The 20237-nt window shown below is 70.1% G+C and carries 25 protein-coding genes and 1 pseudogene; 17 read left to right on the forward strand and 9 right to left on the reverse strand.

From position 1 onward, the window contains the following. Positions 1–104: 104 nt before the first annotated feature. The 3 genes from ACFWUZ_RS26560 to ACFWUZ_RS26570 all read right to left on the reverse strand — a co-directional run bounded on the left by ACFWUZ_RS26560 (position 105) and on the right by ACFWUZ_RS26570 (position 1809). Positions 105–449 carry an Asp23/Gls24 family envelope stress response protein gene (locus tag ACFWUZ_RS26560; RefSeq protein WP_384377816.1) on the reverse strand — a complete coding sequence of 115 codons (345 nt, stop codon included), beginning with the start codon at positions 447–449 and terminating at the stop codon, positions 105–107. Next, positions 446–1051 carry a hypothetical protein gene (locus ACFWUZ_RS26565; RefSeq protein ID WP_384377819.1) on the reverse strand — a complete coding sequence of 202 codons (606 nt, stop codon included), beginning with the start codon at positions 1049–1051 and terminating at the stop codon, positions 446–448. The genes ACFWUZ_RS26560 and ACFWUZ_RS26565 overlap by 4 nt, the downstream gene beginning before the upstream one ends. Before the next feature lie 65 nt (positions 1052–1116). Further along, positions 1117–1809: an RNA polymerase sigma factor gene (locus ACFWUZ_RS26570; protein ID WP_384377822.1), complete on the reverse strand. Its 693-nt coding sequence runs from the start codon at positions 1807–1809 to the stop codon at positions 1117–1119. Between the two features lie 117 nt (positions 1810–1926). Between ACFWUZ_RS26570 and ACFWUZ_RS26575 the strand changes: the two genes are divergently transcribed. The 5 genes from ACFWUZ_RS26575 to ACFWUZ_RS26595 all read left to right on the forward strand — a co-directional run bounded on the left by ACFWUZ_RS26575 (position 1927) and on the right by ACFWUZ_RS26595 (position 4431). After that, complete coding sequence (locus ACFWUZ_RS26575) at positions 1927–2412, forward strand: Asp23/Gls24 family envelope stress response protein (RefSeq protein ID WP_384377825.1); 486 nt, start codon at positions 1927–1929, stop codon at positions 2410–2412. Positions 2413–2489: 77 nt separating this feature from the next. Beyond that, on the forward strand, positions 2490–2669 hold the full coding sequence (locus ACFWUZ_RS26580) for a hypothetical protein (protein WP_215145589.1): 180 nt from the start codon (positions 2490–2492) through the stop codon (positions 2667–2669). A gap of 74 nt (positions 2670–2743) precedes the next feature. Beyond that, positions 2744–3088, forward strand: coding sequence for an Asp23/Gls24 family envelope stress response protein (locus ACFWUZ_RS26585; RefSeq protein WP_384377829.1), 345 nt, complete (start codon positions 2744–2746; stop codon positions 3086–3088). Between the two features lie 36 nt (positions 3089–3124). Further along, positions 3125–3832 (forward strand): DUF6286 domain-containing protein, encoded by a 708-nt coding sequence (locus ACFWUZ_RS26590; protein ID WP_384377832.1) that lies wholly within the window; start codon positions 3125–3127, stop codon positions 3830–3832. After that, positions 3829–4431, forward strand: coding sequence for an alkaline shock response membrane anchor protein AmaP (locus ACFWUZ_RS26595; RefSeq protein ID WP_384377835.1), 603 nt, complete (start codon positions 3829–3831; stop codon positions 4429–4431). Before ACFWUZ_RS26590 ends, ACFWUZ_RS26595 begins: the two co-directional genes overlap by 4 nt. Before the next feature lie 523 nt (positions 4432–4954). Here the strand turns inward: ACFWUZ_RS26595 and ACFWUZ_RS26600 are convergent. Further along, on the reverse strand, positions 4955–5377 hold the full coding sequence (locus ACFWUZ_RS26600) for a DUF6003 family protein (RefSeq protein WP_384377838.1): 423 nt from the start codon (positions 5375–5377) through the stop codon (positions 4955–4957). 223 nt (positions 5378–5600) lie between these two features. On the opposite strand from ACFWUZ_RS26600, the pseudogene ACFWUZ_RS26605 reads away from it, so the two are divergent. The 4 genes and pseudogenes from ACFWUZ_RS26605 to ACFWUZ_RS26620 all read left to right on the forward strand — a co-directional run. After that, a pseudogene (locus ACFWUZ_RS26605) lies at positions 5601–6083 on the forward strand (STAS domain-containing protein); the annotation flags it as partial. Further along, on the forward strand, positions 6080–6472 hold the full coding sequence (locus ACFWUZ_RS26610) for an STAS domain-containing protein (protein WP_384377841.1): 393 nt from the start codon (positions 6080–6082) through the stop codon (positions 6470–6472). The pseudogene ACFWUZ_RS26605 and the gene ACFWUZ_RS26610, both read left to right, overlap by 4 nt. Further along, entirely contained in the window at positions 6473–6937 is a 465-nt protein-coding gene (locus tag ACFWUZ_RS26615) for an ATP-binding protein (protein ID WP_384377844.1), read from the forward strand. A 113-nt stretch (positions 6938–7050) separates the two neighbouring features. Next, positions 7051–7947 carry a SpoIIE family protein phosphatase gene (locus tag ACFWUZ_RS26620; RefSeq protein WP_384377847.1) on the forward strand — a complete coding sequence of 299 codons (897 nt, stop codon included), beginning with the start codon at positions 7051–7053 and terminating at the stop codon, positions 7945–7947. Positions 7948–8204: 257 nt separating this feature from the next. On the opposite strand, the gene ACFWUZ_RS26625 is transcribed toward ACFWUZ_RS26620, so the two are convergent. After that, entirely contained in the window at positions 8205–8483 is a 279-nt protein-coding gene (locus tag ACFWUZ_RS26625; protein ID WP_384377850.1) for a hypothetical protein, read from the reverse strand. Between the two features lie 226 nt (positions 8484–8709). Between ACFWUZ_RS26625 and ACFWUZ_RS26630 the strand changes: the two genes are divergently transcribed. The 3 genes from ACFWUZ_RS26630 to ACFWUZ_RS26640 all read left to right on the forward strand — a co-directional run bounded on the left by ACFWUZ_RS26630 (position 8710) and on the right by ACFWUZ_RS26640 (position 11390). Next, positions 8710–9195 (forward strand): PP2C family protein-serine/threonine phosphatase, encoded by a 486-nt coding sequence (locus ACFWUZ_RS26630; RefSeq protein WP_384377854.1) that lies wholly within the window; start codon positions 8710–8712, stop codon positions 9193–9195. Positions 9196–9428: 233 nt separating this feature from the next. After that, positions 9429–9929: a MarR family winged helix-turn-helix transcriptional regulator gene (locus tag ACFWUZ_RS26635; protein ID WP_384377857.1), complete on the forward strand. Its 501-nt coding sequence runs from the start codon at positions 9429–9431 to the stop codon at positions 9927–9929. A gap of 261 nt (positions 9930–10190) precedes the next feature. Continuing rightward, the gene (locus ACFWUZ_RS26640; RefSeq protein WP_384377860.1) at positions 10191–11390 is read left to right on the forward strand and encodes a PP2C family protein-serine/threonine phosphatase; all 1200 of its coding nucleotides are present in this window, start codon (positions 10191–10193) and stop codon (positions 11388–11390) included. Between the two features lie 82 nt (positions 11391–11472). Here the strand turns inward: ACFWUZ_RS26640 and ACFWUZ_RS26645 are convergent, their stop codons facing one another. From ACFWUZ_RS26645 to ACFWUZ_RS26655, 3 genes are all read right to left on the reverse strand, one after another. Then, a complete protein-coding gene (locus ACFWUZ_RS26645; RefSeq protein WP_384377863.1) occupies positions 11473–11868 on the reverse strand; it encodes a MarR family winged helix-turn-helix transcriptional regulator in 396 nt (131 codons plus the stop codon). Positions 11869–12270: 402 nt separating this feature from the next. Beyond that, the gene (locus tag ACFWUZ_RS26650; RefSeq protein ID WP_384377866.1) at positions 12271–13443 is read right to left on the reverse strand and encodes a PP2C family protein-serine/threonine phosphatase; all 1173 of its coding nucleotides are present in this window, start codon (positions 13441–13443) and stop codon (positions 12271–12273) included. Positions 13444–13711: 268 nt separating this feature from the next. Continuing rightward, positions 13712–13837: a hypothetical protein gene (locus ACFWUZ_RS26655; protein ID WP_384377869.1), complete on the reverse strand. Its 126-nt coding sequence runs from the start codon at positions 13835–13837 to the stop codon at positions 13712–13714. A gap of 188 nt (positions 13838–14025) precedes the next feature. Here ACFWUZ_RS26655 and ACFWUZ_RS26660 point away from each other — a divergent pair, with 188 nt between their 5' ends. Next, a complete protein-coding gene (locus ACFWUZ_RS26660) occupies positions 14026–14475 on the forward strand; it encodes a MarR family winged helix-turn-helix transcriptional regulator (protein ID WP_384377872.1) in 450 nt (149 codons plus the stop codon). 162 nt (positions 14476–14637) lie between these two features. Here ACFWUZ_RS26660 and ACFWUZ_RS26665 read toward each other — a convergent pair whose 3' ends face one another. Beyond that, positions 14638–15114: a MarR family winged helix-turn-helix transcriptional regulator gene (locus ACFWUZ_RS26665; protein WP_384377875.1), complete on the reverse strand. Its 477-nt coding sequence runs from the start codon at positions 15112–15114 to the stop codon at positions 14638–14640. A gap of 144 nt (positions 15115–15258) precedes the next feature. On the opposite strand from ACFWUZ_RS26665, the gene ACFWUZ_RS26670 reads away from it, so the two are divergent. From ACFWUZ_RS26670 to ACFWUZ_RS26685, 4 genes are all read left to right on the forward strand, one after another. Next, complete coding sequence (locus ACFWUZ_RS26670; protein ID WP_384377878.1) at positions 15259–16425, forward strand: PP2C family protein-serine/threonine phosphatase; 1167 nt, start codon at positions 15259–15261, stop codon at positions 16423–16425. 227 nt (positions 16426–16652) lie between these two features. Next, on the forward strand, positions 16653–17060 hold the full coding sequence (locus ACFWUZ_RS26675; RefSeq protein ID WP_384377881.1) for an STAS domain-containing protein: 408 nt from the start codon (positions 16653–16655) through the stop codon (positions 17058–17060). A gap of 120 nt (positions 17061–17180) precedes the next feature. Further along, the gene (locus tag ACFWUZ_RS26680) at positions 17181–18218 is read left to right on the forward strand and encodes a magnesium and cobalt transport protein CorA (protein ID WP_384377884.1); all 1038 of its coding nucleotides are present in this window, start codon (positions 17181–17183) and stop codon (positions 18216–18218) included. A 187-nt stretch (positions 18219–18405) separates the two neighbouring features. Continuing rightward, positions 18406–20010, forward strand: a complete 1605-nt coding sequence (locus ACFWUZ_RS26685) for a protein kinase (RefSeq protein ID WP_384378020.1) — start codon at positions 18406–18408, stop codon at positions 20008–20010. Positions 20011–20237 lie beyond the last annotated feature (227 nt).

The raw sequence follows: 20237 nt of genomic DNA on the forward strand, positions 1-20237 counted from the left end.
TGGCACGGGTCTCGGCGGCTGGGCGGCTGTCTGCCGTCTTCGGATTGAGTGATGCAGCTTGTCAACGCGCGGCAGTGGCGACCGGTCTGCTGGGTGGCCCTCGTTCACACGGTGCGGGTGACCGTGACGAGGACGGTGACCGGTGCGGTTGTGCCGTGCTGGGCCAGGAGGGCGGTGACGGCGGTCCGGACGTGTTCGCGGACCTGCTGGGCGACGTGGAGAACGCGGTGGTCTTCGTGCACGACGCAGCGTACTTCCACGTGCCAGTCGCCTTCGGGTGTGTGTTCGGCCCGGATGCCGGCCTCGCCAGGTAGGGAGGCGGCCTGTGCGCGGGAGGCCACGGCGGCCAGCCGGTCAGCAAGGCCCGGCTGGAGTGCGGACACACCGGGAACGCCGAGGGCAGCCAGGGCAGCGGTCTGGTGGACGTCTCGGTTTCTCGTGGAGGTCATCGCTGTCCGCCCCGTTCAGCCGGCCCGCCACCGGACGCGTCGAGGGGGTCCAGCACGGCGTCGATCTCCAGGTCAACATCGGCGAGGGCCAGACCCAGCACGAGGTCCGCGGCATGGAGGACTGCTCGACGTACCTGGGCGGCCTGCTCGGGCAGCGGCTGATCGAGGGCGGTGGCCAGGGTCATGGCGACGTGCACGGCAGGACCGTTTCCGGTGGGGGTGAGGCGGCAGCTGGCGGCGCGGGAGCCGGGCACGGTGTCGGCAGCCTTGCGCAGGACTTTCGCTGCGGCACTCTCGGCGATCCGCAGGTCACGGGCGGGGTCGTCCAGCGGCAGCATCGCGCCGAGCCGCACCTCGGCCCGGACCGCGCTGATCACTCGGTCGGCGAGGCCGTGTCCACCGGGCCGCGCTTGGGCACGCAGGGCGCGGGTGGCTTCATCCAGTGCCGTGAGCCCTTCGACGGCCTGTCGGCAGGAGGGGCAGGAGGCGGTGTGCGGGTCTGGCGTGGCGGCCGTGTCGCGTGCCTGCTCCCAGGCGCGGCTGAGCGGGCGTCCGCAGGGCAGCAGCTCATCGCCGGCGAGTAGCTCCGCTTCAGGGAACACAGGAGCGCCTGCTGCATCGCTGTCTGCGGCCGGCGGCTCGCCGCCAGAGGTGGGGTGCGGCCGGTCTAGCGCCATGGGCGCATCGCCTCCTGCAGAGCGTGCCGTGCCCGAAAGAGTCTGCCTCGCACCGTTTGTTCGCTGGTACCGGTCACGTGTGCGATCTCCTCGTAGTGGAGGCCGTGCAGTTCCCGCAGGACCCAGCAGGCCCGCTGCTCGGGGTTGAGTTCGCCAAGTGCCGCCGCCAGGGCGGCCGTGGCCGCGTCCGTCTCGGCGACGCGCGGTGGTGAGCTTCCCGGATCGTGGGCAGCGGGCTCGGGAACGGTGTCCAGGGGGAGAGCACGGGGGCGGCGGCGCAGGGTGCTGAGGCAGCGGTTGGTGACGATGCGGTACATCCAGGTGCCGAAGGAGGCGCCGTGGCGGAACTCCGGCAGCTGTCGCCAGGCGGCGAGAAATGCGTCCTGGACGGCGTCCTCGGCATCCGCCCGGTTGCCGAGGAGGTGGTGGGCGAGCGCGAGCAGCGGGCTGCTGTGACGGCGGACCAGGACGGCGAATGCGTCGTCATCGCCTTCGCAGGCCCGTACGGTCAGCAGCCCGTCTGTCAGATCGGTGAAAGTGCCCGGCCCGGCTGAGGCGGCGGTATGCGGCGGGGCAGGACCCTCCTGCGGCCGGTCGGTAGCCGGTGGGGGCAGGGGCCCGGTCCGGTCGCGCATCCACCGCTCGCTTCCTTCCGGGACGGTCGTCCCGGCGTTCGCACGCACCCTTCGATTCTATGTGATGCCCATCACGCCAGCGGTGTGAGGATTGCGGCCGTGGTGCGTCTAATCCTTCGACGAGCACCGCACCGGTACCCGCCTGGACATCCTCGGGAGGTCCTCATGTCGGAAACCACCAGCCGCCCCACACCAGGTGAGAGCCAGCCCAGCACCACAGGCAAGACGCTGCAGGGCCGCACCGGCGCCGGGGCCCCGCCCGAAACGCGCGGGCGGACCACCATCGCCGACAGCGTGGTGGAGAAGATCGCAGGAATGGCCACCCGCGAGGTGCCGGGCATCCACAGCCTCGGCGCCGGAATGGCCCGCACCTTCGGCGCCGTCCGCGACCGGGTCCCCGGCGGACATGCCAGCGTGACCCGCGGAGTGAAGGTCGAGGTGGGCGAGCGCCAGACAGCCGTCGACCTCGACGTGGTCGTCGAGTACGGCGTGTCCATCGTGGACGTCGCGGGCGACGTCCGCACCAACGTCATCACGGCCGTGGAACGCATGACCGGCCTGGAAGTCGTCGAGGTGAACATCACCGTCGACGATGTCCACCTGCCCAATGAGGAGGACGAGCAGGAAGAGACCGAGGGCCGCGTGCAGTGACCCCCTCGCATCCTGCCCCGGTGCGGGCACCGCAAGGGGCAGGCAAAGCCGATCGACGTGAAACACGGGTGAGTGAGATGAGCACAGCCACGGTGGGCCTGCTGGCAGGTATGGCCCTGGGCTTCGCCGGCTACTTCGGCGGTTTCTGGGCCTTCCTGCTCGTGGCGGCCCTGGGCGCGGTGGGCCTGGTCGTCGGCCGCATCCTGCAGGGTGACGTCGACGTGTCCGACTTCGTCCGGCCCCGGGACCGGCGGTGACCAGGCAGCCCGCTGCTTCCGCCCGCCCGCCGGGCTCTGTACCCGGGGAAGCCGGGGAGGCAGCCCTGGCCCGTGTGCCGGCGGCCGAGCGCGGCGCGACCGTGATCCCCGACAAGGTGGTGGCCCGCATCGCGGCCCGCGCCGCGCGGGAGGCACTGGCCGGGCAGACGGGCGCGACCCCCGCACGCCTGGGGCTCGCCGCCCCCCGCTCGACGGTCGCGGTCAGTGGCGGATCGGCTCGGCTGGGCCTGTCGCTGGACCTGCCTTACCCGATCGACATCGCCGGCGCATCCCGCGAGGTACAGCACTATGTCGGCGAGCGCGTGGCCCAGCTGACGGGGATGCGCATCACCGAGGTCACCGTGACCATTCAGCAGCTGGTTCCCTCCGGCGGCCTGGAGCACAGACGCATCCAATGAACCAGGACAGCACCCCCACCGGGAAGGAGAGCGGGCATGACACGGGACCAAGAGCCCCCCGCTGAGACGGAGCAATCCGCCCCCACCCGAGAGGCCACCCCGCTGACGGTGTCGCTGCTGGCCAAACAACCGCCGGACGCCGCCCCACCCGAGGCAAGCAGCACGGCGGGGGCCGGCGGGCGCCGGACGCGTCGCCTGTGGTCCGAACGCCGGATACCCGCCGCGCTGACTGCCCTCGCCATCGCCGCCGGCACCGGGATCCTGCTGTTCGACATCTCCATGGTGCGGGCCGGTCACCACGGTGCCGCCTGGCGCACCCGCCTCGCCCACGACCTGGCCACCCGTCCCCTGGACGACATCTGGATGCTCACCGGCGGCGCCCTCACCGCAGCCCTCGGGCTCTGGCTGATCGTCCTGGCGCTCACCCCCGGCCTGCGCCACCAACTGCCACTCAACGCCCCCGCCGGCCAGTGCAAGGTGCGGGCCGTGCTGGAACGCGACGCCGCCGCCCTGATGCTGCGCGATGCCGCTCTGCGCGTCCCCGGCGTCAGCCGGGCCAGGATCCGGGTTCGGCGACACCGCATCAAGGCCCGCGCAGACATACGCTTCCGCGACCCCGGCGAGGTCAAGACCGACCTCACCGCCGTTCTGCACGAGCAACGCGACCGGCTGGCCCTGGCCCACCCGCCCCGGATCACCGTCCGCGTACGCCAGCGCCGCAACTCGCGGGAGACGAAGCCATGAAGAGGCAATCCGTGATCAACCGGATCCTGCTGGCGTCGGCTGGCATCGTCCTGCTCGCAGGCGGCCTCCTCGTCCTCGCCGGTGGCCTCGATCTCTACCGGAGCCGGCACCTGACGCCACCCGACCGATGGCCACTGGTCACCCCGGACGCCGTCCTGCTCAGCGCCGCCGACCGTACCCGCTGGACCGATGAGGGCTGGTGGTGGGCCGTGGTGATCGCTGCCCTGGCCGTCATTGTCCTGCTCGCCCTGTGGTGGCTGCTGGAGCAACTGCGCCGGACCCGCCCAGGACGCATGTCCATCGGCACACCCCCGACAGACGGTGTGGAACTGCACGACCACGCCCTCAGTGACGCGATCGCCGCCGATGCGCGCCAACTGCCCGGCGTCCAGCAAGCACGGGCGCAGATGACCGGCCGGGCCAACCATCCCGAGGCCCGCATCACTCTGATGCTCACCCCGGGCACCGAGCCCGGCTCCGTCCTGCACGCCCTGTGCCACGGCCCCCTGGAACGCGCCCGCCAATCCACCGGCTGGGCCCACCTCCCCACTCAGGTACGGCTGCAGGTCACCATCCACAAACCCCACCGCGCCGAATAGCAGACCGGCCCCAACGCCTCCGCACCGACGTCGGACGGGATGCCCTGGGTGGCGGGGCGGGCTACGGCGAGCCGCCCGGGCCGCAGGTGGGGCTGCGGGCATTCTGGCGGCTGTTCAGCATCCCGGGGCGCGGGTCAGCTGAGTGGGGGGTCCCGGGCTGTCGTCTTCCGGGGCCCCCGCCATGTCTGCCGCTGTCCGGGCCGTCCGCATGGGTTTCGCCGGCGGAGGAAGCCCGGCTGAACCGGTGTGCGTCCGCGCTTGCGGAACGCCCACGGCGGGCACAGCGGCGGCAGGGCAGGTCGTGGGCGCGGGGCGCGACAGAGGCCGGCCGGGTGATGGTGGGCCTCGGCCGGGCTCTGCCTGCGGGTGCTCTATCCAGGAGTCTTCGTCGCGTAGGTCGCGCTTTCGTGGAGCGGGGCTTCCTCGCAGCGCCGCGTGTTCTCCGTCCGGGTCCTTGCCGCGGGAGGGCTGGGCGTGGACCGGGCCCGGGTGTCTGGGGGACAGGTGCCTGTCGCTCCTGAGGTCACACCGTCAGGCGGCCGATGTCCTGGGGATCGAGGCCGGTCAGCTGGGCGATCCGCGGTGCGGGGATTCCGGCGGTCAGGGCACGGTGAACAAGGCCTTCCCAGTCCTGGGTCATGTCCCGGAATTGCAGGAGCTCGGTCTCCATGTCTGTGACGGACTGGGGAGCGCACTCCTGCTGTACTCGAAGCGCTTCCTCTTCACTCAACGGCAGCGGCAGACGCTCGGCACCACTGGGGATGAACGCCTGCGCGTCCGCAGGAAGGATTCTGACCTGCTCCGAGGAAGCCGAGGCCCCGTGTGCCTGAAGCCACCCCTGGACTGCTGGCGTTGCAGCGCACTCCAGGGGGGAGACGGCAGCAAGAGCAGTTCCCAGCCGAGGATGCCGGTCGGGGAGGAGAAACAGGTATGCGTCATCGGCCATGCGCGAGAGCCTTCCCTATCGGGCGGGTAAGACGGCTGATGCTAGCGCCCGGCAGGGGTGTCGCGTTCGCCATCGTAACGAGCCCCATACCCTCTGTTCGGTCTCAGAAATGTCGGGGCGCTGCCGCTGCGGCCGGTCAGGGAGACATCAGACAACGGAGCCTCCTGGGAGGGGACCGCGTTGACGGTCTGCATCAGGTGCTGGGCGACCGCGGTGTCGAGCCGTCGTGGGCGCAGCCGGTGCGCTGTCCTTCGCCACCTACGTCGACGGACGCGAGGAGATCATCCGCAGGCAGAGCCGCCAGCTGCTGGAGGTGTCGACGCCGGTGGTACGACTGTGGCATCACATCCTTGCCGTCCCGCTGATCGGCACCCTGGACACGGCGCGCACCCAGGTGGTGATGGAGAACCTGCTCCAGGCCATCGCGGAGCATGAAGCGCAGGTCGCCATCATCGACATCACCGGCGTGCCGACGGTCGACACCGCGGTCGCCCAGCACCTGATGCAGACCGTCAACGCGGTGCGGCTCATGGGAGCGGACTGCGTCATCAGCGGCATCCGGCCGACAATCGCGCAGACCATCGCCCAGCTGGGAATCGACTTGTCCACCATCCTCACCAGGGCCACCCTCGCCGACGCCCTTTCCGAGGCCGTGAAGATCACCACCGGTGCCGGGCCGGACACCCGCACCCTCGCACCCCGGTGACGGCCCGCCCCGCCGTCGCGGTTCCCATCCTGCGCCTGGGTGACGTTCTGGTCACCAGCCTGCTCAACGAACTCGACGACAAGGCCGCTGTGGCATTCGCCCAGGAGCTCACCGAACGCATCGCGGACGACCGGGCCCGCGGTGTGCTCATCGACATCTCCCGGCTCGAGGTCATCGACTCCTTCGTGGCACGCGCCCTCATGGAAGTCACCACCATGGCCCGGCTGCTGGGAGCCCGGGTGATCGTGGCCGGCATGCGGCCCCCGGTAGCCATCACCCTGGTCGAACTGGGCCTGGAACTCGCCGGTGTCGAAACCGCGCTCCACGCGGAACAGGGTATGACCGCTCTGGGATGGCACCAGGGCCAGCAGCCCCGAAAGGGGCCCTAGATGACACAACTCGCTGACAGCTCCCGCACCCTCACCACCGGCGCTGCCGCGCCTGCCTTTCTGTCCGAGCCCGTACGCCTTGCCCTGCGCAGCGAGGAGGACCTGCTGTCGGTACGCCACGCCGTACGCACCGCAACCCTCAAGGTCGCCTTCGGGATCGTGGACCAGACGCGGGTGGTCACCGCTGCCAGCGAACTGGCCCGCAACGCCTACATCCACGGCGGAGGAGGGACGCTGCTCATCGAATACCCGCACCAGGACGGCAGGGAAGGGCTGCGGCTGACGATAAGCGACGACGGCCCCGGAATCGCCAATCTGGAGGAAGCCCTCAATGACGGGTTCACCACCGGGGGCGGGCTTGGGCACGGGCTGGGCGGTGCCCGGCGCCTGATGGACGACTTCGAGATCCACAGCACGGTGGGCGGGGGGACGACAGTGACCGTCACCCGGGGGGCACGCACGTGACGCCCTACTTCACGGCCCCGACCACACGCGTCCCCATCGATCACTACAGTGCCGTCCATCTGGCGGCGGAGACAGCTCGATCGGTCGCGGTGGAGTGCGGCCTGCCCGGAGCCATGCCTGATCAGGCAGCGGTCGTGGCCTCCGAACTGGCGAGCAATATAGACAAGCACGCCAGCGACGGTGCCCTGTACATCCAGCCACTGCCTCTCGGCGGCGGCCTGGAGATTCTTGCCGCCGATCACGGCCCCGGCATGCCCGAACTTCAACTGTGCCTCAGCGACGGCTACAGCACCACCAACACCCTCGGCGCCGGCCTGGGGGCGGTCAGGCGCATCGACACCGCCTTCACGATCGACACCCGGGCCGGCACCGGGACCCTGGCCTGTGCCAGGCTCGCCCTCCCCGACGATCCCCAAGCATCCCGTCAGGACGTAGGGCTCGTCTGCCTGCCCGCCGAGAACGAACTGCACAGCGGGGACGCCGCCGCGGTCCTGGACACCGGCGCCGTCCGCACCGCCGCCGTCATCGACGGCCTGGGCCACGGCCCCGACGCAGCCGAAGCCGCCCAGACGGCCCTGCGCTCATTCCGCACGACCGTCGAGCGGCCTCTTCCCGACATCGTGACAGCCATGCACCGCGCCCTGCGCCACACCCGAGGCGCCGCGGTCGGCCTCGTGCGCCTGCATGCGGAGCGAGCCGAATACTGCGGCATCGGCAACGTGCGCATGGTGGCCCTTTCCCCGGGCACCGTGCACCACCGCCTCACCGGCAAGCCGGGTATGGTCGGCTGGCGACTGCCCGCTCCGCACACACGCCGACTGCTCCTGCCGACAGGAGCCGCCGTCGTCATGCACTCGGACGGCATCGACCTGCGATGGGCGCACACCCCTGCGGACTTTCTGCTGCGTCTGCCGATGTCCCTGCTTGCCGCCGCCGTCGCCCATCGCCATCGCCACGTCCGCGACGACGCCACCGTGCTCGCGGCCGGCTCCCGGCTGAGGAACCCGTGACCACACACCGCTTCTACACGCTGGCTCCGCTGCGCCGGGCCGTGCGCCGCCTCGCCCGCGCTCACCAGCTGCCGGCAGATGTCCGAGGCCGTCTCCTGCTGTCGGTGACCGGCCTTGCCACGACAGAGTTCCAGGCAGGCCGGCCCGTCGTTCTCACCACCTCGGGTGAGAGCGGACCGGGCAACGGATGCTCCCTCCTGGCCGTCACATTCCAGGCACCCCGGTCTGACGGAGGCCTCGCCGCCGACGACTTGCCGCTACCCGCACCGGTGCTCTCCGGCAATTCGGCGACCTGGCACATCCCGGTGCCCGATGCCGACCCCCGCCCCCGTACCCGGCCCACCCTGCCCTCCTCTTTGTCGCCGCCAGCCGAAGCCCGTGACAGTGACGAAGAACTGCGCGCCGCTCTCGCCCTCGCCGACACGCTCGCCCATGAGCACCGCCTCCTCAAGCACGAACTCGCCGAGACAAACGCCGGAGTCGTCGCCCTCTACGTGCAGCTCGAAGAACAGGACGAACAAGTACGCAAGGCCCACGGCCAGGTCCTGCGGGAACTCGAGGATGCCCTGCGACCGCCGCCGCCCCATATCGCGGGCCTCGAGCTAGCAGTCCACTACGCGCCCGCCGACCCCGGCGCCCCCACCGGCGGCGACCTCTACGACTGGTTCACCCTCCCCGACGGCACCCTGCACATCACCGTCGTCGACGCGGTCGGCCACGGCGTACGCAGCACCCCGCAGCGCCCTCAACGTCACCCACGCTGTGCGAACCCTGGCCCTGGAAGGCCACCCGCTCCAGTCGATCCTGGCCCGCACCCACGACATCCTCATGCCACTCGACCCACACCTGATGGCGACCGTACTCCTGGCCCGGATCGACCCCGTGACCAGAGAACTCCAGCTCGCCAACGGAAGCCACCCTCCGGCCCTGCTGCTGCGCGCCGACGGCACCCCCCAGTACCTTGAGGTACGGGGCCGAGGCGTGGGGTTTCCCCTTCCCGGCAGCGAACGCCTGCTGTCTGCCCAGCTCAGCCCCGGAGACCTGCTTCTCCTCTACACCGACGGCCTCACCGAAAGCCGCCGAGACATGTGCGAAGGGGAGATCCGGCTCGTCCAAGCCGCGCAACCCCACGCCCACCGTGTGCTGGCCGACATCCCCACCGCCATCGCCGCCGACATGCACACCGTCGTCCACCACGCCGACGACACCCTGGCCCTGGCGCTGCGCATCACCGTGCCGTTCGCGTGAGGAGGCGCATCTGCTGCGGGCAGGTTTCGCTCCCGGCGTCACGCACCGAGATCCACGCCGAGCCTGAGCCGACGGGGACAGAAGTCGCCCGGCCAACTTCACGCGCCCCGGTCAGAGTTCGGCCCCCTGGCGTCCTGCCGAGCGTCGGCTCTCACCCCGCCCCCTCGGCAGGACCGGGGCTGCATGCCACGGGGGCGGCTGACAAACAGGCTTTCGGGTGTCACAGTGGGCAGATGCCTCGAGCCCTGCCGTCCGTCAGCCATGACCAGGTGGCCCTGGAGACATGCGCTCTCCTGGAACTGCTGGAGGTCCTGTGGGGCCGAGGCAACGAAGCGCCCGACCTTGGCCCCATCTCCCCGTCGCAGCTCCGTGCGCTGACGGTGATCGAGAAATGGGAAGGCGCCAATCTCCGTGACCTCGGAGAGGCACTCGGCTCGACGCCGCCGTCAGTGAGCCGGCTGTGCGACCGGCTGGAAGCAGCCGGCCTCCTCGAGCGGTCCCGGGGAACGACCAACCGCCGAGAAGTCGAGCTGAGGCTGAGCCGCCGCGGTCATACGGTCCTTGCGAACATGCGAGCCTGGCGATCCAGGGAGGTCGAGACCGTACTGTCGAAGCTTCCCGCAGCGCATCTCGGCGCGCTGGCCGAGGGCCTGCACGCCTTCCGCACGGCGGCAGCCCTGCATGTGGGCCTCGGAGAGACGGGCAGCGAAGACCAGGTCCCGGACAGCGCCTAGCATCCTCCCGTGCCGCGCGGCCGTCATCGCGCATGGCTCAGCGACTTCCGGCACAGACAATAGTTGCTGGGCGACAAGTATCCTGAGAGAGGCGAGCGCGACGACTCCCGCCAGGGTGCTCGGCAGTTCCAAGCAGGCATCCAGTCCCGCCTCCGGTCACGGAACCGGACGCGTGAGAAGTTCAGGGCGAGGGGATGCTTGTACGGGCCAGAGCCTCCCGCTCACCCGCAGCGGGCTCCTACAGGCGATGAGGAAGTGGCCATGAGCAACCATCCCGACGCCTGGCTGGGGGCTGCGGAAAGCGCCCTGCGGGCCGCACCCCCTACGTCGCTGCCGTCAGCGGCCGCGGAGCTGCTGGCCACCTACGTGCGGGCGAGCGAGGTGACGGTACTGCTGGCGGACTACGGGCTGTCCGTCCTGCAGCCGATCACACAGCTGCCCCTCACGCGAGCGCAGGTGGCTGTCCGTGACGGCGCCCCGGCCGGCCGCGCTTTCTCTTCGGAGGCTCCCTTCGTGGAGGTCACCGACGAACCCGGCATTGTGATCGCCCACCTTCCGATCACCGTGCGGGGTGACCGGCTGGGAGTGCTGTCCGTGCGTCTTCCCGAGCCCGCCGAGGGCGCCCCCGGGGTGCTGGAGCTGGCGGCCTTCGCCACCGCCCTGGGGCACGAGGTGATCGTGGCCGAGCGGGACACCGATCTCTACCTGCAGGCCCGCCGCCGGCGCAGGCTCACCCTGGCCGCCGAGATGCAGTGGCAACTCCTGCCGGGTCGCGGATTCAGCCGCGACGAATACACCCTCGGAGCCCACCTGGAGCCCGCCTACGCCATCGGCGGCGACAACTTCGACTGGAGCACCACCGACGACTCCCTGACCATCACGGTCACCGACGGCCAGGGCGGCGGCATCGGCGCCGCCCTGCTCACCAACCTCGCCGTCAACGCACTGCGCAACGCCCGCCGGGCGGGCGTCCCCCTCGAAGACCAGGCCCGCCTCGCCGACCAGGCGATCTACGCCGAATACGGCGGCGAAAGGTACGCGCCCTCACTACTGCTGCGCTTCGACCTGGCCACCGGCACGGCCCAAGCGGTGGACGCCGGATCCCCGCAACTGTTCCGCCTGCGCGACAACATCGCGGAGCAGGTGACATTCGAGGCTCAAATGCCTCTGGGTATGTTCGAGGAAACCGAATACCACAAGCAGCCCTTCAGCATCGCCCCCGGGGACCGCCTGGTGATCGTGAGCAGCGGTGTGCACGGCTCCCCGTCCAAGGACGGCAGCGCCTTCGGTGAACGCGCACTGCGCGAGACCATCGCCGCCACCCGCACCTCCTCGACGCACGAGACCGCTCGGGCACTCGTCGACGGCCTCATGCAGTACCACGGTGGCTACGACCTCCCCCAGGACGCCGCAGTGGTCTGTCTGGACTGGCGAGGCAGCCGACAGCCCCCCACCCGCTGACATGGGATCCGGTGGGCGGACGTCGGACACCGAGGCGATTCCCCCTTTCCTTGGCGTCCCCGGAGGGAAAGGGCGGCCTCGATCATTTTCCGTGGGAGGGTGAGGCCCCGTCCGCCGCCTGAGCGAAGGCCTGCAGGCCATGCAGGAGTTCGTGGCCCTGCCCCTGCGGCACGTGTTTGAGGACCTCGTAGACGGCCCTCGTACGCCGTTCGGACAGAAGCTCCAGGGTCTCGCGGCCGTGCTGGGTCACCGTCAGAACGATCTCGCGCCGGTCGTCGTCGGCGCGATCGCGGCGCAGCAGCCCGGCGGCTTCCAGCCGGTCACACAGCCGGCTGGTGGCAGGTGTCGTCGCACCGATCTCGTCGGCGAGCCGCGTGAGGTTGACGCCGGGGCAACCCCGCACCGCCGTCAGGGCCCGCAGCTGGAGCGCCGACAGGCGCGGGGAAGCACTCTGCGACGCGCGCTCGCAGGCATCCATCAGAGCACCCGCGGCATCAGCCACCGCACGGGCCGTCTCATACAGGGGATCTTCGGATGGTCCCGGACGACTCACTGGTGGCGTCACTCCCCGTAGGTGTGCAAATCCCCCCAGGAAAGGCGCCGCCGGTGACAGGACTCCATCTGAACGGATACGCCTCGTCTACCCTCTCTGAGAGCATTATCCCCACTGAATGGCATGAACGTCCCACCGGCGCAGCCCGCACACCATGCCCCGCGCCGACGAAGCCATGACCGTACGGCGACGGGTCCGCTGCGCGGCTATCGCGGCACCGCAACCCAGCGCCCCCGGCGAGTGGACAGCCATGCGGGTATGGCCACCTCGGGGAGGCATCGCCGGCCGCGGTCGAACGAGTGTGCCGCCGAAATCCGCGCGTCGGGTTCAGGCTGCGGACGGCCGGCCGAACCAGTCCATGCACATGACCAAGGCGTCGTCATCGGCGTCGGAGTCACGGTACGCCGCCAGTTCCTGCAGGATCGCACGGGGCACAGCGGCGGCCGGAAGCAGACTGGTGGCGTGAATCGCCCGGGCCAGAGCACGCTCGCTGTACGCCTCCCCACCCTCACTCGCGGCCGCGTACACCCCGTCACTGACGAAGATCAAGCGGTCCCCACGCAGGACCTGGAAGTCCTGGGCGATGTAGGGCGACTCCTCGAACATCCCGAGAGGAAGCTGCGCCTCGAATTCGAGGCGCTCGACGGATCTGTCCCGGTACCGCCACAGCTGCGGAGATCCGGCATCCACGACCTGACCGCGCCCGGTGGCGAGCTCGAAGGACAACAGGAGAGTGGACACGTACTCCCGCCCCCGGTACTGCCCGTAGACGGCCTGGTCGGCCAGCGCCGCTTGATCTGCGATGCCGATCCCGGCCCTCCGGGCGTTGCGCAGGGCGTTGATCGCAAGGTTGGTCAGGAGGGAGGCCTGGATGCCCTCGCCCATCCCGTTGGTGACCGTCAGGGTGAGCGTTTCCGCATTCGTGGACCAGTCGAAGTTGTCACCGTGGATGTCGTAGGCAGGCTCCAGCTGGGCTCCGATGGCATACTCCGGGCGGGCGCATGCCCGCGCGGGCAGCAGCTGCCACTGCATTTCGGCGGCCAGGGTGAGGCGGCTGGCACGCCGCGCCTGGAGGTACAGGTCGGTGTCGCGCTCAGCCACGATGATCTCGTGTCCCAGCAGCTCCGCCAGATCGGTCAGTTCACCGACGGTTTCGCGAGTGCACGCGGCCTCGGGCATGCGGACCGTGAGGATCCCCAGCCGGTCGCCGCGGACGGTCACCGGCAGATGAAGGTCCACGGCGCCATCCTGAGCCGCGTACTGTCCGAAGGGTTCCTGGCTGCCGAAGGCCCGGCCTTCGGAGCTGGTCTGCACGGGCAAGGGCTCCGCAGTGTGCGGCAACGCGGTGACCGGCTGCAGCACGGTGAGGCTGTAGTCCGCCATCAGCAGTTCGACCTCAATCGCATGGAAGTGCTCGATGAGGGCGGCGCGGACCGTACGGAAAAGGTCGTGAGGAGCAGCCGTGCGCAACGCACGCTCCACAGCCAGGAAATGCGTCATGGCAGAGTCATTTCTTCGAAATGTGGCGGATGGCGAGCCGACGCACCCGGGCGCGGACGTGGGACAGAGGTGACCGCGCTCAGGAGCCTCCCACTTACAGGCGGACACTCAGGACCCGACGCCCGGAACGGCATAGCCCCGTCAGCCAAATAATTGCCCTACGACAACTATGCATACTACCGCCACGTGCCGCTCCGGGCGCCGGACCGTCACAGTCGGGCGGGGACGCAACGTCACACGGTGCGCCCGCCAGGTGAAACGGGGAATTTCATCCGGGCCGCCCGGATTTCGGCGCGGGACGGGCGAACAGGGTGCGCTCTGCGCGTCGCAGGCCCTCGAGGACCTTGTCGTTGTCGCGCAGCAGGGCCCGCGCTGCGGTGTTGTCGTTGCCCATCCCTGCGGCCTGGACGATCGCCCCTGTGGATCAGGGGCGCAAGCGGCCTCGACCAGCGCATCAGGAGAGTGGCTTACGCTGGCTGCCGCCTGCCGGCGCGATGCTGGTGGGGCACCGGCGTGGGGATGAGAGCACCAGCGCGTGAGAATGGTGCAGGGCGCGAACGCGGGATGGGACAGGTGGCTGGCTTGAGCGGGTCTGAGGGGGGCGCCGCCGAGGCGGCGGAGGGGCTTGTGCGGCTGTGGGAGTGTGTCGATCGCCGTGTCGCTCCTGCTGTTCCGCCCGCTCAGTTCCGTGTGCTGAGGGTGGTGGGCGCTGTCGGCGTCATCACCTCCACGAAGATCGCTGAGGCGACCGACGCGATGCCGTCGTCGATCAGCCGGCTGATCGGCCGACTGCAAGGCGCCGGGCTGCTGGTGAAAGAGGAGAACAGCAACAACCGCCGGGAGACCCTGATCAGGCTGTCCGCTGCCGGGCAGGAGCTGTTGCGCGAGGTGGAGGAGCAGCGCCTGGATGAGCTTCGCCGCTTGTTCAAGCCGCTGGGGCTGCGCGGTGGGCAGGCTCTCCTGCAGGGCATGATCGCGTTGAATCAGTCGCCTGCCTGGGAGGACGCGGGCGAGAGGGCCTCAGGTGGATAGTGCAGCGGATGCACATCTGACTGCCGTCCGGATCGTTAAGATTTGACAATCGTTGTTCCGGGTTCAGAATGGCATCCGGAAACCGGGGTAGAAGTCCACGTCCTCGTGTGCAGGCAAGGCGTGTCCGCCTTCGGAACGGGGAGCGGGATGGTCGAGACAGCCTCAGGCCCCGCGTGCTGTGCCCGCTGGAGGGGGAGCCTCGGCGGCGGTGACGGCGGCTACGGCGGACAGACCGTCCAGCAGCGCGTCGCGGTCGCGGCTGGGCAGGGCTTCGACGATCGGCATCAGGGCTTTGCGGCGCTCGGTTCGCAGCCGCTCCAGGTAGGCGCGTCCCGGGTCGGTGAGCTGTACCTGCACTTCCCGCCCGTTGTGCGGGTTGGCGGCGCGTTCGAGGAAGCCGACTGCCTCTATCCGGTCGCAGAGCTGGCTGGTGGCCGCAGAGGTGATCGACAGTGTCTGCGCGAGAGTGCGTAGGTTCGTGCCGTCGTGGTCTTCGAGCGTGTACAGCACGCGCAGTTGCGAGGGCGACAAAGGGGCAATGCTCACCCCGGACCCGTTCGCCCACCTCTTCTCCATCAGCTCAAGAGCGCGGCTGGCAGCCTCGGCGACGTGGGTGGGCAGAGCGGGAGAGTGGGTCACCTGCCCACTGTGTCATCCCGCGGCCGACCTGTCTGCCACAGGCCACCCCGACGTTCATGGCCTGGTGAAGTCGTTCGCACATCCATGCGTGTTTCTCCCAGCCGCACCGGGCGGCTGGCGATCTGTGAAGGCGGTCCACCGAAGGTGAAGACTCTTCTTGCGCTGGAGCGGGCTCTGCAGAGCGCGGCTCCGCATCAGTTGCTGGACACGTTGCGTGACCTGCTGGCCCGGCACTGGGATGCGGAGCCGGTGGAGCTGCTCCTGGCGGACTACGGGATGACCGTGCTGCAGCCGGTGACGATTCCGCCCTACACGGGAAAGCCGATCTCCGCGTTCACCGGGGAGCTGGGCCGACTTTTCGGCTCGCAGGAGACCACGGTCCGGGACGTCGCGCCGGGGCGGGTGGAGGCGCTGGTCCCGGTGACGGTGCGCGGTGACCGGCTGGGCGTCCTGCGCGTGACGCTGCCCGCCGAGGCGTGCGATGTGGACGAGCTGGAGGTGATCGCGGGCATCCTGGGCCGGGAGCTGGTGATGTCCGAACGGGACACGGATCTGTATCTGCAGGCGCGCCGCACCCAGCGGCTGACGCTGGCAGCCGAATTGCAGTGGCAGCTCCTGCCGGCCCGCGCCTGCGCCCGTCCCGAGTACGAGCTGGGCGCCCAGCTCGAGCCGGCCTACAACATCCACGGCGACAACTTCGACTGGTGCGCCGAGGCCGACTACCTGACGCTCACGGTGACCAACGGGATGGGGGAGGGCATCGACGCCGCCCTGCTGACGAATCTCGCGGTCAACGCCCTGCGCAACGCACGCCGGGGCGGCACCGCGCTGGCAGGCCAGGCCGCGCTCGCCGACCAGGCCCTCTACGCCCAGTACCAGGGGCGCATGCACGTCTCCACACTGCTGCTGCGCTTCGAGCTTTCCACCGGGCAGGTGGAAGTGGTCGACGCCGGCTCCCCCCAAGCTTGGCTGCTGCGCGACGGGACGGTCTCGCTGGTGCCCTTCGATGCCCAGCTTCCTTTGGGCATGGTGGAGGAGACGCCGTATGACGTTCAGCACATGCACGTGCTGCGCGGGGACCGGCTGCTGTTCGTCAGCGACGGCATCTACGACGCCGCCTCGGCGGAGGGCGAGAAGTACGGCGAGCGTGCCCTGGCCAGGGCTCTGAACGACACCCGGCTCCTGCCCGCCGCCCAGGTCCCGGCAGCGGTGCTGCGCGCGCTCGAGGAGTGGAGAGGCACTCCGGCGCCGGCCGATGACGCGATGGTGGTGTGCCTGGACTGGCGGGGTGGATCTGCAGAAGTGGAGTGAGTGCGAGCCCCGCGTTGCAACTATTAAGGTGCGACAAGTATTCTCTCGCGGAGCCGCCGACAGGGTGGGTGGGGTGGAGGGAATCACGGTGGCTCGTCAACGCCGTCTGCCTCGACGTCATCGACGGCGGGAGGGCGCGGCGCCGGGTCCCCGCCGGGAGCCGGTGGCCCCCGCCTCTGCGGGCGCGGACAGTGCACGCAGGCTCAACGCAGCTAAGGAGTATGCGGATGGAGCAACAGGTAACGGTGCTGCAGGACCAGGACGGCGTACGCGTCATCGTGTGCGCGGGGGAGTTCGACCAAGACACCCTGCCTCCGCTCAAGGCCGCCACCACCGAGGCCGCCGCCGACCCGGCCCTGCACCGGATCGTCCTGGACGTCAGCCGGGTCGCCTTCGCGGACTCCGCCATGCTCAACCTGATGCTCATGCTGCTGCGCTCCGGCCGCCTGGTGCTGGCCGGCCCGATACCCGTGCAGCTGGACCGGCTGCTGGAGATCACACAGTGCCGCCCATTGTTCACGACCGTCGACAGCATCGAGGCGGCCCGCGCGCTGCCGCGCCCCCGATGGACGAGCTGGGCCCGGGAGGCCCGCCCCCCTGGCCATAAGCAGCCGGTGAACGGCGGCTGCGGGTAAATCGAGGAGCACCAGGGACTGTTGGGAGGCGGCCCTGCCCTGCGCAGGCACCAAGGTGATCATTCGCCGGTCGCGGGTAGGTTTTCCTCCCTACATGTTCGATGGCGGAAGAGGCAGCACATGGCGGCGCAGCGGCACGACAACGAGGGTGGGGGGCTGCCGTCGGCGGTGGTGGACTGCGCGCTGTACGAGGACGGGAAGCGGATCCCCGGGCAGGTGAACCTGGGCCAGATCATGGAGCGGATAGACCCGGAGGCGGGCCCCTTTGCGTGGATCGGACTGTACGAGCCCAGCGAAGAACAGCTGGAGGAGGTCGCCGGGGCCTTCGGCCTGCACCCGCTCGCGGTCGAGGACGCCGTCCACGCGCACCAGCGGCCCAAGCTGGAGCGCTACGGCGACATGCTGTTCCTGGTCCTGAAGACGATCGTCTACGTCGACCACGAGAAGGTCACCGCGACCAGTGAGATCGTTGACACCGGCGAGATCATGGTCTTCGTCGGCCCCGGCTACGTGATCACCGTCCGCCACGGCAGCGCCCCGTCACTGGACGGCGTGCGCCAGCAGCTCCAGGACGACCCGCGGCAGCTCGGGTGCGGTCCCGCGGCAGTCCTGCACGCGGTCGCGGACAACATCGTCGACCGCTACGTCGAGGTCGCCGATGCCTTCGCGGGCGACGTCGACACCCTGGAGAGCGAAGTCTTCTCCCCCGACCACCCCGTCGACGCCGGACGCATCTACCAGCTCAAGCGCGAACTCCTCGAGTTCAAGCGCGCCGTCATGCCCCTGGCCCCTGCCCTGCAGCGCCTCAGCGAGGGCACCATCCCGCAGATCCCCAAGGAGGTGGCCACATACTTCCGGGACGTCGCCGACCACCACCAGCGGGTCTGCGAGCAGATCCTGTCCTTCGACGAGCTGATCACTGGGATGCTCAGCGCCAGCATCGCCCAGCTCGGAGTCCAGCAGAACGCAGACATGCGCCGCATCAGCGCCTGGGCCGCCCTCATCGCCGTCCCCACCATGATCGTCGGTGTCTACGGCATGAACTTCGACCACATGCCCGAGCTGAAGTCCCCGTACGGCTACCCGGCCGTCTGGGTGCTCATCCTCACCGCATGCACGGTCGTCCACCGGGCCCTGCGCCGCAACAAATGGCTCTAGCCGCCCGGCCCTCCTCGAACAGCGTCCGGACCCGCCCGGCCTACCGGCTGGTGGACATCAAGACCGCAGGCAGCCTCCCTGCTGGTGTCGCTACCGACGATGCTGGTGGCCTTCGCCCGCTACAGCCCCGATGGGCGGCAGCATCGGCGGTACGCTCACTCCTGCGCGATGGGAGGGGACCCTGGTGATGCAGCCGCTGGAGGCCGGTGATCCGGAGCGGATCGGCACGTACGAACTGGTGGGCCGCCTTGGCAGCGGCGGCATGGGAGAGGTGTTCCTCGGCCGTTCCGCCGACCAGGGGCTCGCCGCGGTCAAGGCCGCCCATGCCGAGTACGCACACGACGCCGAGTTCCGGCGTCGCTTCGCCCGCGAGGTCGAGGCCGCCCGACGTGTCGACGGCCGCTTCACGGCCGCGGTCCTCGACGCCGACCCCAGCGCCCCGCGGCCCTGGATGGCGACCGAGTACATCCCAGGTGTCTCCGTCACCGAGGCCGTCGTCTCCGTCGGTCCGCTGCCGGAAGCCTCCCTGCGGGCGCTCGCCGCCGGGATCGTCGCCGCCCTGGAGGCGATCCACAGCGCCGGCCTCACCCATCGCGACCTCAAACCCTCCAATGTCCTGCTGGCCGACGACGGCCCGCGCGTCATCGACTTCGGCATCGCCCGGGCCGGCGACCACACCCAGATCACCACGACCGGCATGACACCGGGGACTCCCGGTTACATGGCGCCCGAGCAGCTCCGCGGCGGTGACGTGGGTCCGGCCGCAGATGTCTACGCGCTCGGCGCCACCCTGGTCTACGCGGCCACCGGCCACGGCCCGTACGGGCAGGGCGATGCGCTGGCGATGATGTACCGCACCATCGAGAGCGCACCACAACTGGACGACGTGCCCGCCGCGCTGCGCCCGACCGTCGCCCGCTGCTTGGCCAAGGACCCTGCCGACCGCCCCACGGTCCCGCGGCTGCGGGCCCAGTTCGCGGTCGGCTCCACCCTCGGGCACGGAGGGTGGCTGCCGGCCCGGCACAGCACGATGGTGCTGGGACGGAGGGAGTCGGCCCACGCGGCGGCCACGGTCGTCCGGCCCTCCTCGCGCACCGGCCCCGCCGACGTGTCGGCGCTGGGAGTGTCACCCCGGCGGGGCCCGTCCCGGCGCTCCATGCTGCTCACCGGGGCAGGCGGAGCCCTGGCGGTCAGCGGCGGGGCGGTCGCCCTGCTGTTCTCGCTCGACGGCCAACCGGGCGGCAAGACTGGCGCAGCCGCCGGGAGTCCGAGCCCGTCTGGGGCCACCGACGTGAACGGGACGCGTTCCCCGGGCGGCTCGACCTCGCCGGCAGGGGCCTCGTCGCCGGACGGCACGGCTTCAGCGGGCGGGCCCGCCGGGGGCGGGGCGCTGCCCGTGATCACCTCGGGCCAGGGCTTCGGTGAGAAGCCGACCCTCGCCGTGGGGAGCGGCCCGGCCCCCACCGAACTCGTCGTCCGGACCCTGGTCCGGGGCAGTGGTGCCACCATCGGCAAGGGCGACTCCGTAACCTGCCACTTCTTGCTGCAGCCGTGGGACAGGGCCGAGGTTCTCGACAGCTCGTTCGCCCGCGGCGAGCCGTTCACCGCGCAGATCGGCGTCGGCCACCTCATTGAGGGCTGGGACACCGCGCTCCTGGGCCAGCGGGCGGGCAGCCGCCTGCAGTTCGCGGTGCCGCCGGCACAGGGATACGGATCCCAAGGGCAGGACAAGATCAAGGGCACGGACACGCTGGTGTTCGTGGTCGACATCCTCGTCGTGAGCAGGTCGTAGCCGAGCGTCGGTATCAGCGGATAGTTCACCTGACCGACGCCGCCCTGGACGTAGGCACTTTCTGTGAGCCATGGAATCACCGCCGTAACGGACTGGGGTGGCTGCGAGCGGACCTTCCGGCAGATAGGTGAAAGGCCATGGCATCTGGGTGAATCCTGCCCGGGCTGTGCACGCGCCTGCGTTCGCGCGCCATGACACTCGCCAACAGGGTCCGTTGATCATCGCTG

This window comes from Streptomyces sp. NPDC058646 (assembly GCF_042716875.1).
GTDB lineage: Bacteria > Actinomycetota > Actinomycetes > Streptomycetales > Streptomycetaceae > Streptomyces.

What these genes read in the sequence shown, in the direction of transcription:
- ACFWUZ_RS26560 (WP_384377816.1), bottom strand. Translation starts at nt 449, where the DNA reads ATGACCTCCACGAGAAACCGAGACGTCCACCAGACCGCTGCCCTGGCT.
- ACFWUZ_RS26575 (WP_384377825.1), top strand. Translation starts at nt 1,927, where the DNA reads ATGTCGGAAACCACCAGCCGCCCCACACCAGGTGAGAGCCAGCCCAGC.
- ACFWUZ_RS26580 (WP_215145589.1), top strand. Translation starts at nt 2,490, where the DNA reads ATGAGCACAGCCACGGTGGGCCTGCTGGCAGGTATGGCCCTGGGCTTC.
- ACFWUZ_RS26590 (WP_384377832.1), top strand. Translation starts at nt 3,125, where the DNA reads ATGACACGGGACCAAGAGCCCCCCGCTGAGACGGAGCAATCCGCCCCC.
- ACFWUZ_RS26595 (WP_384377835.1), top strand. Translation starts at nt 3,829, where the DNA reads ATGAAGAGGCAATCCGTGATCAACCGGATCCTGCTGGCGTCGGCTGGC.
- ACFWUZ_RS26600 (WP_384377838.1), bottom strand. Translation starts at nt 5,377, where the DNA reads ATGGCCGATGACGCATACCTGTTTCTCCTCCCCGACCGGCATCCTCGG.
- ACFWUZ_RS26615 (WP_384377844.1), top strand. Translation starts at nt 6,473, where the DNA reads ATGACACAACTCGCTGACAGCTCCCGCACCCTCACCACCGGCGCTGCC.
- ACFWUZ_RS26620 (WP_384377847.1), top strand. Translation starts at nt 7,051, where the DNA reads ATGCCTGATCAGGCAGCGGTCGTGGCCTCCGAACTGGCGAGCAATATA.
- ACFWUZ_RS26635 (WP_384377857.1), top strand. Translation starts at nt 9,429, where the DNA reads ATGCCTCGAGCCCTGCCGTCCGTCAGCCATGACCAGGTGGCCCTGGAG.
- ACFWUZ_RS26640 (WP_384377860.1), top strand. Translation starts at nt 10,191, where the DNA reads ATGAGCAACCATCCCGACGCCTGGCTGGGGGCTGCGGAAAGCGCCCTG.
- ACFWUZ_RS26645 (WP_384377863.1), bottom strand. Translation starts at nt 11,868, where the DNA reads ATGGATGCCTGCGAGCGCGCGTCGCAGAGTGCTTCCCCGCGCCTGTCG.
- ACFWUZ_RS26650 (WP_384377866.1), bottom strand. Translation starts at nt 13,443, where the DNA reads ATGACGCATTTCCTGGCTGTGGAGCGTGCGTTGCGCACGGCTGCTCCT.
- ACFWUZ_RS26655 (WP_384377869.1), bottom strand. Translation starts at nt 13,837, where the DNA reads ATGGGCAACGACAACACCGCAGCGCGGGCCCTGCTGCGCGACAACGAC.
- ACFWUZ_RS26675 (WP_384377881.1), top strand. Translation starts at nt 16,653, where the DNA reads ATGGAGCAACAGGTAACGGTGCTGCAGGACCAGGACGGCGTACGCGTC.
- ACFWUZ_RS26680 (WP_384377884.1), top strand. Translation starts at nt 17,181, where the DNA reads ATGGCGGCGCAGCGGCACGACAACGAGGGTGGGGGGCTGCCGTCGGCG.
- ACFWUZ_RS26685 (WP_384378020.1), top strand. Translation starts at nt 18,406, where the DNA reads ATGCAGCCGCTGGAGGCCGGTGATCCGGAGCGGATCGGCACGTACGAA.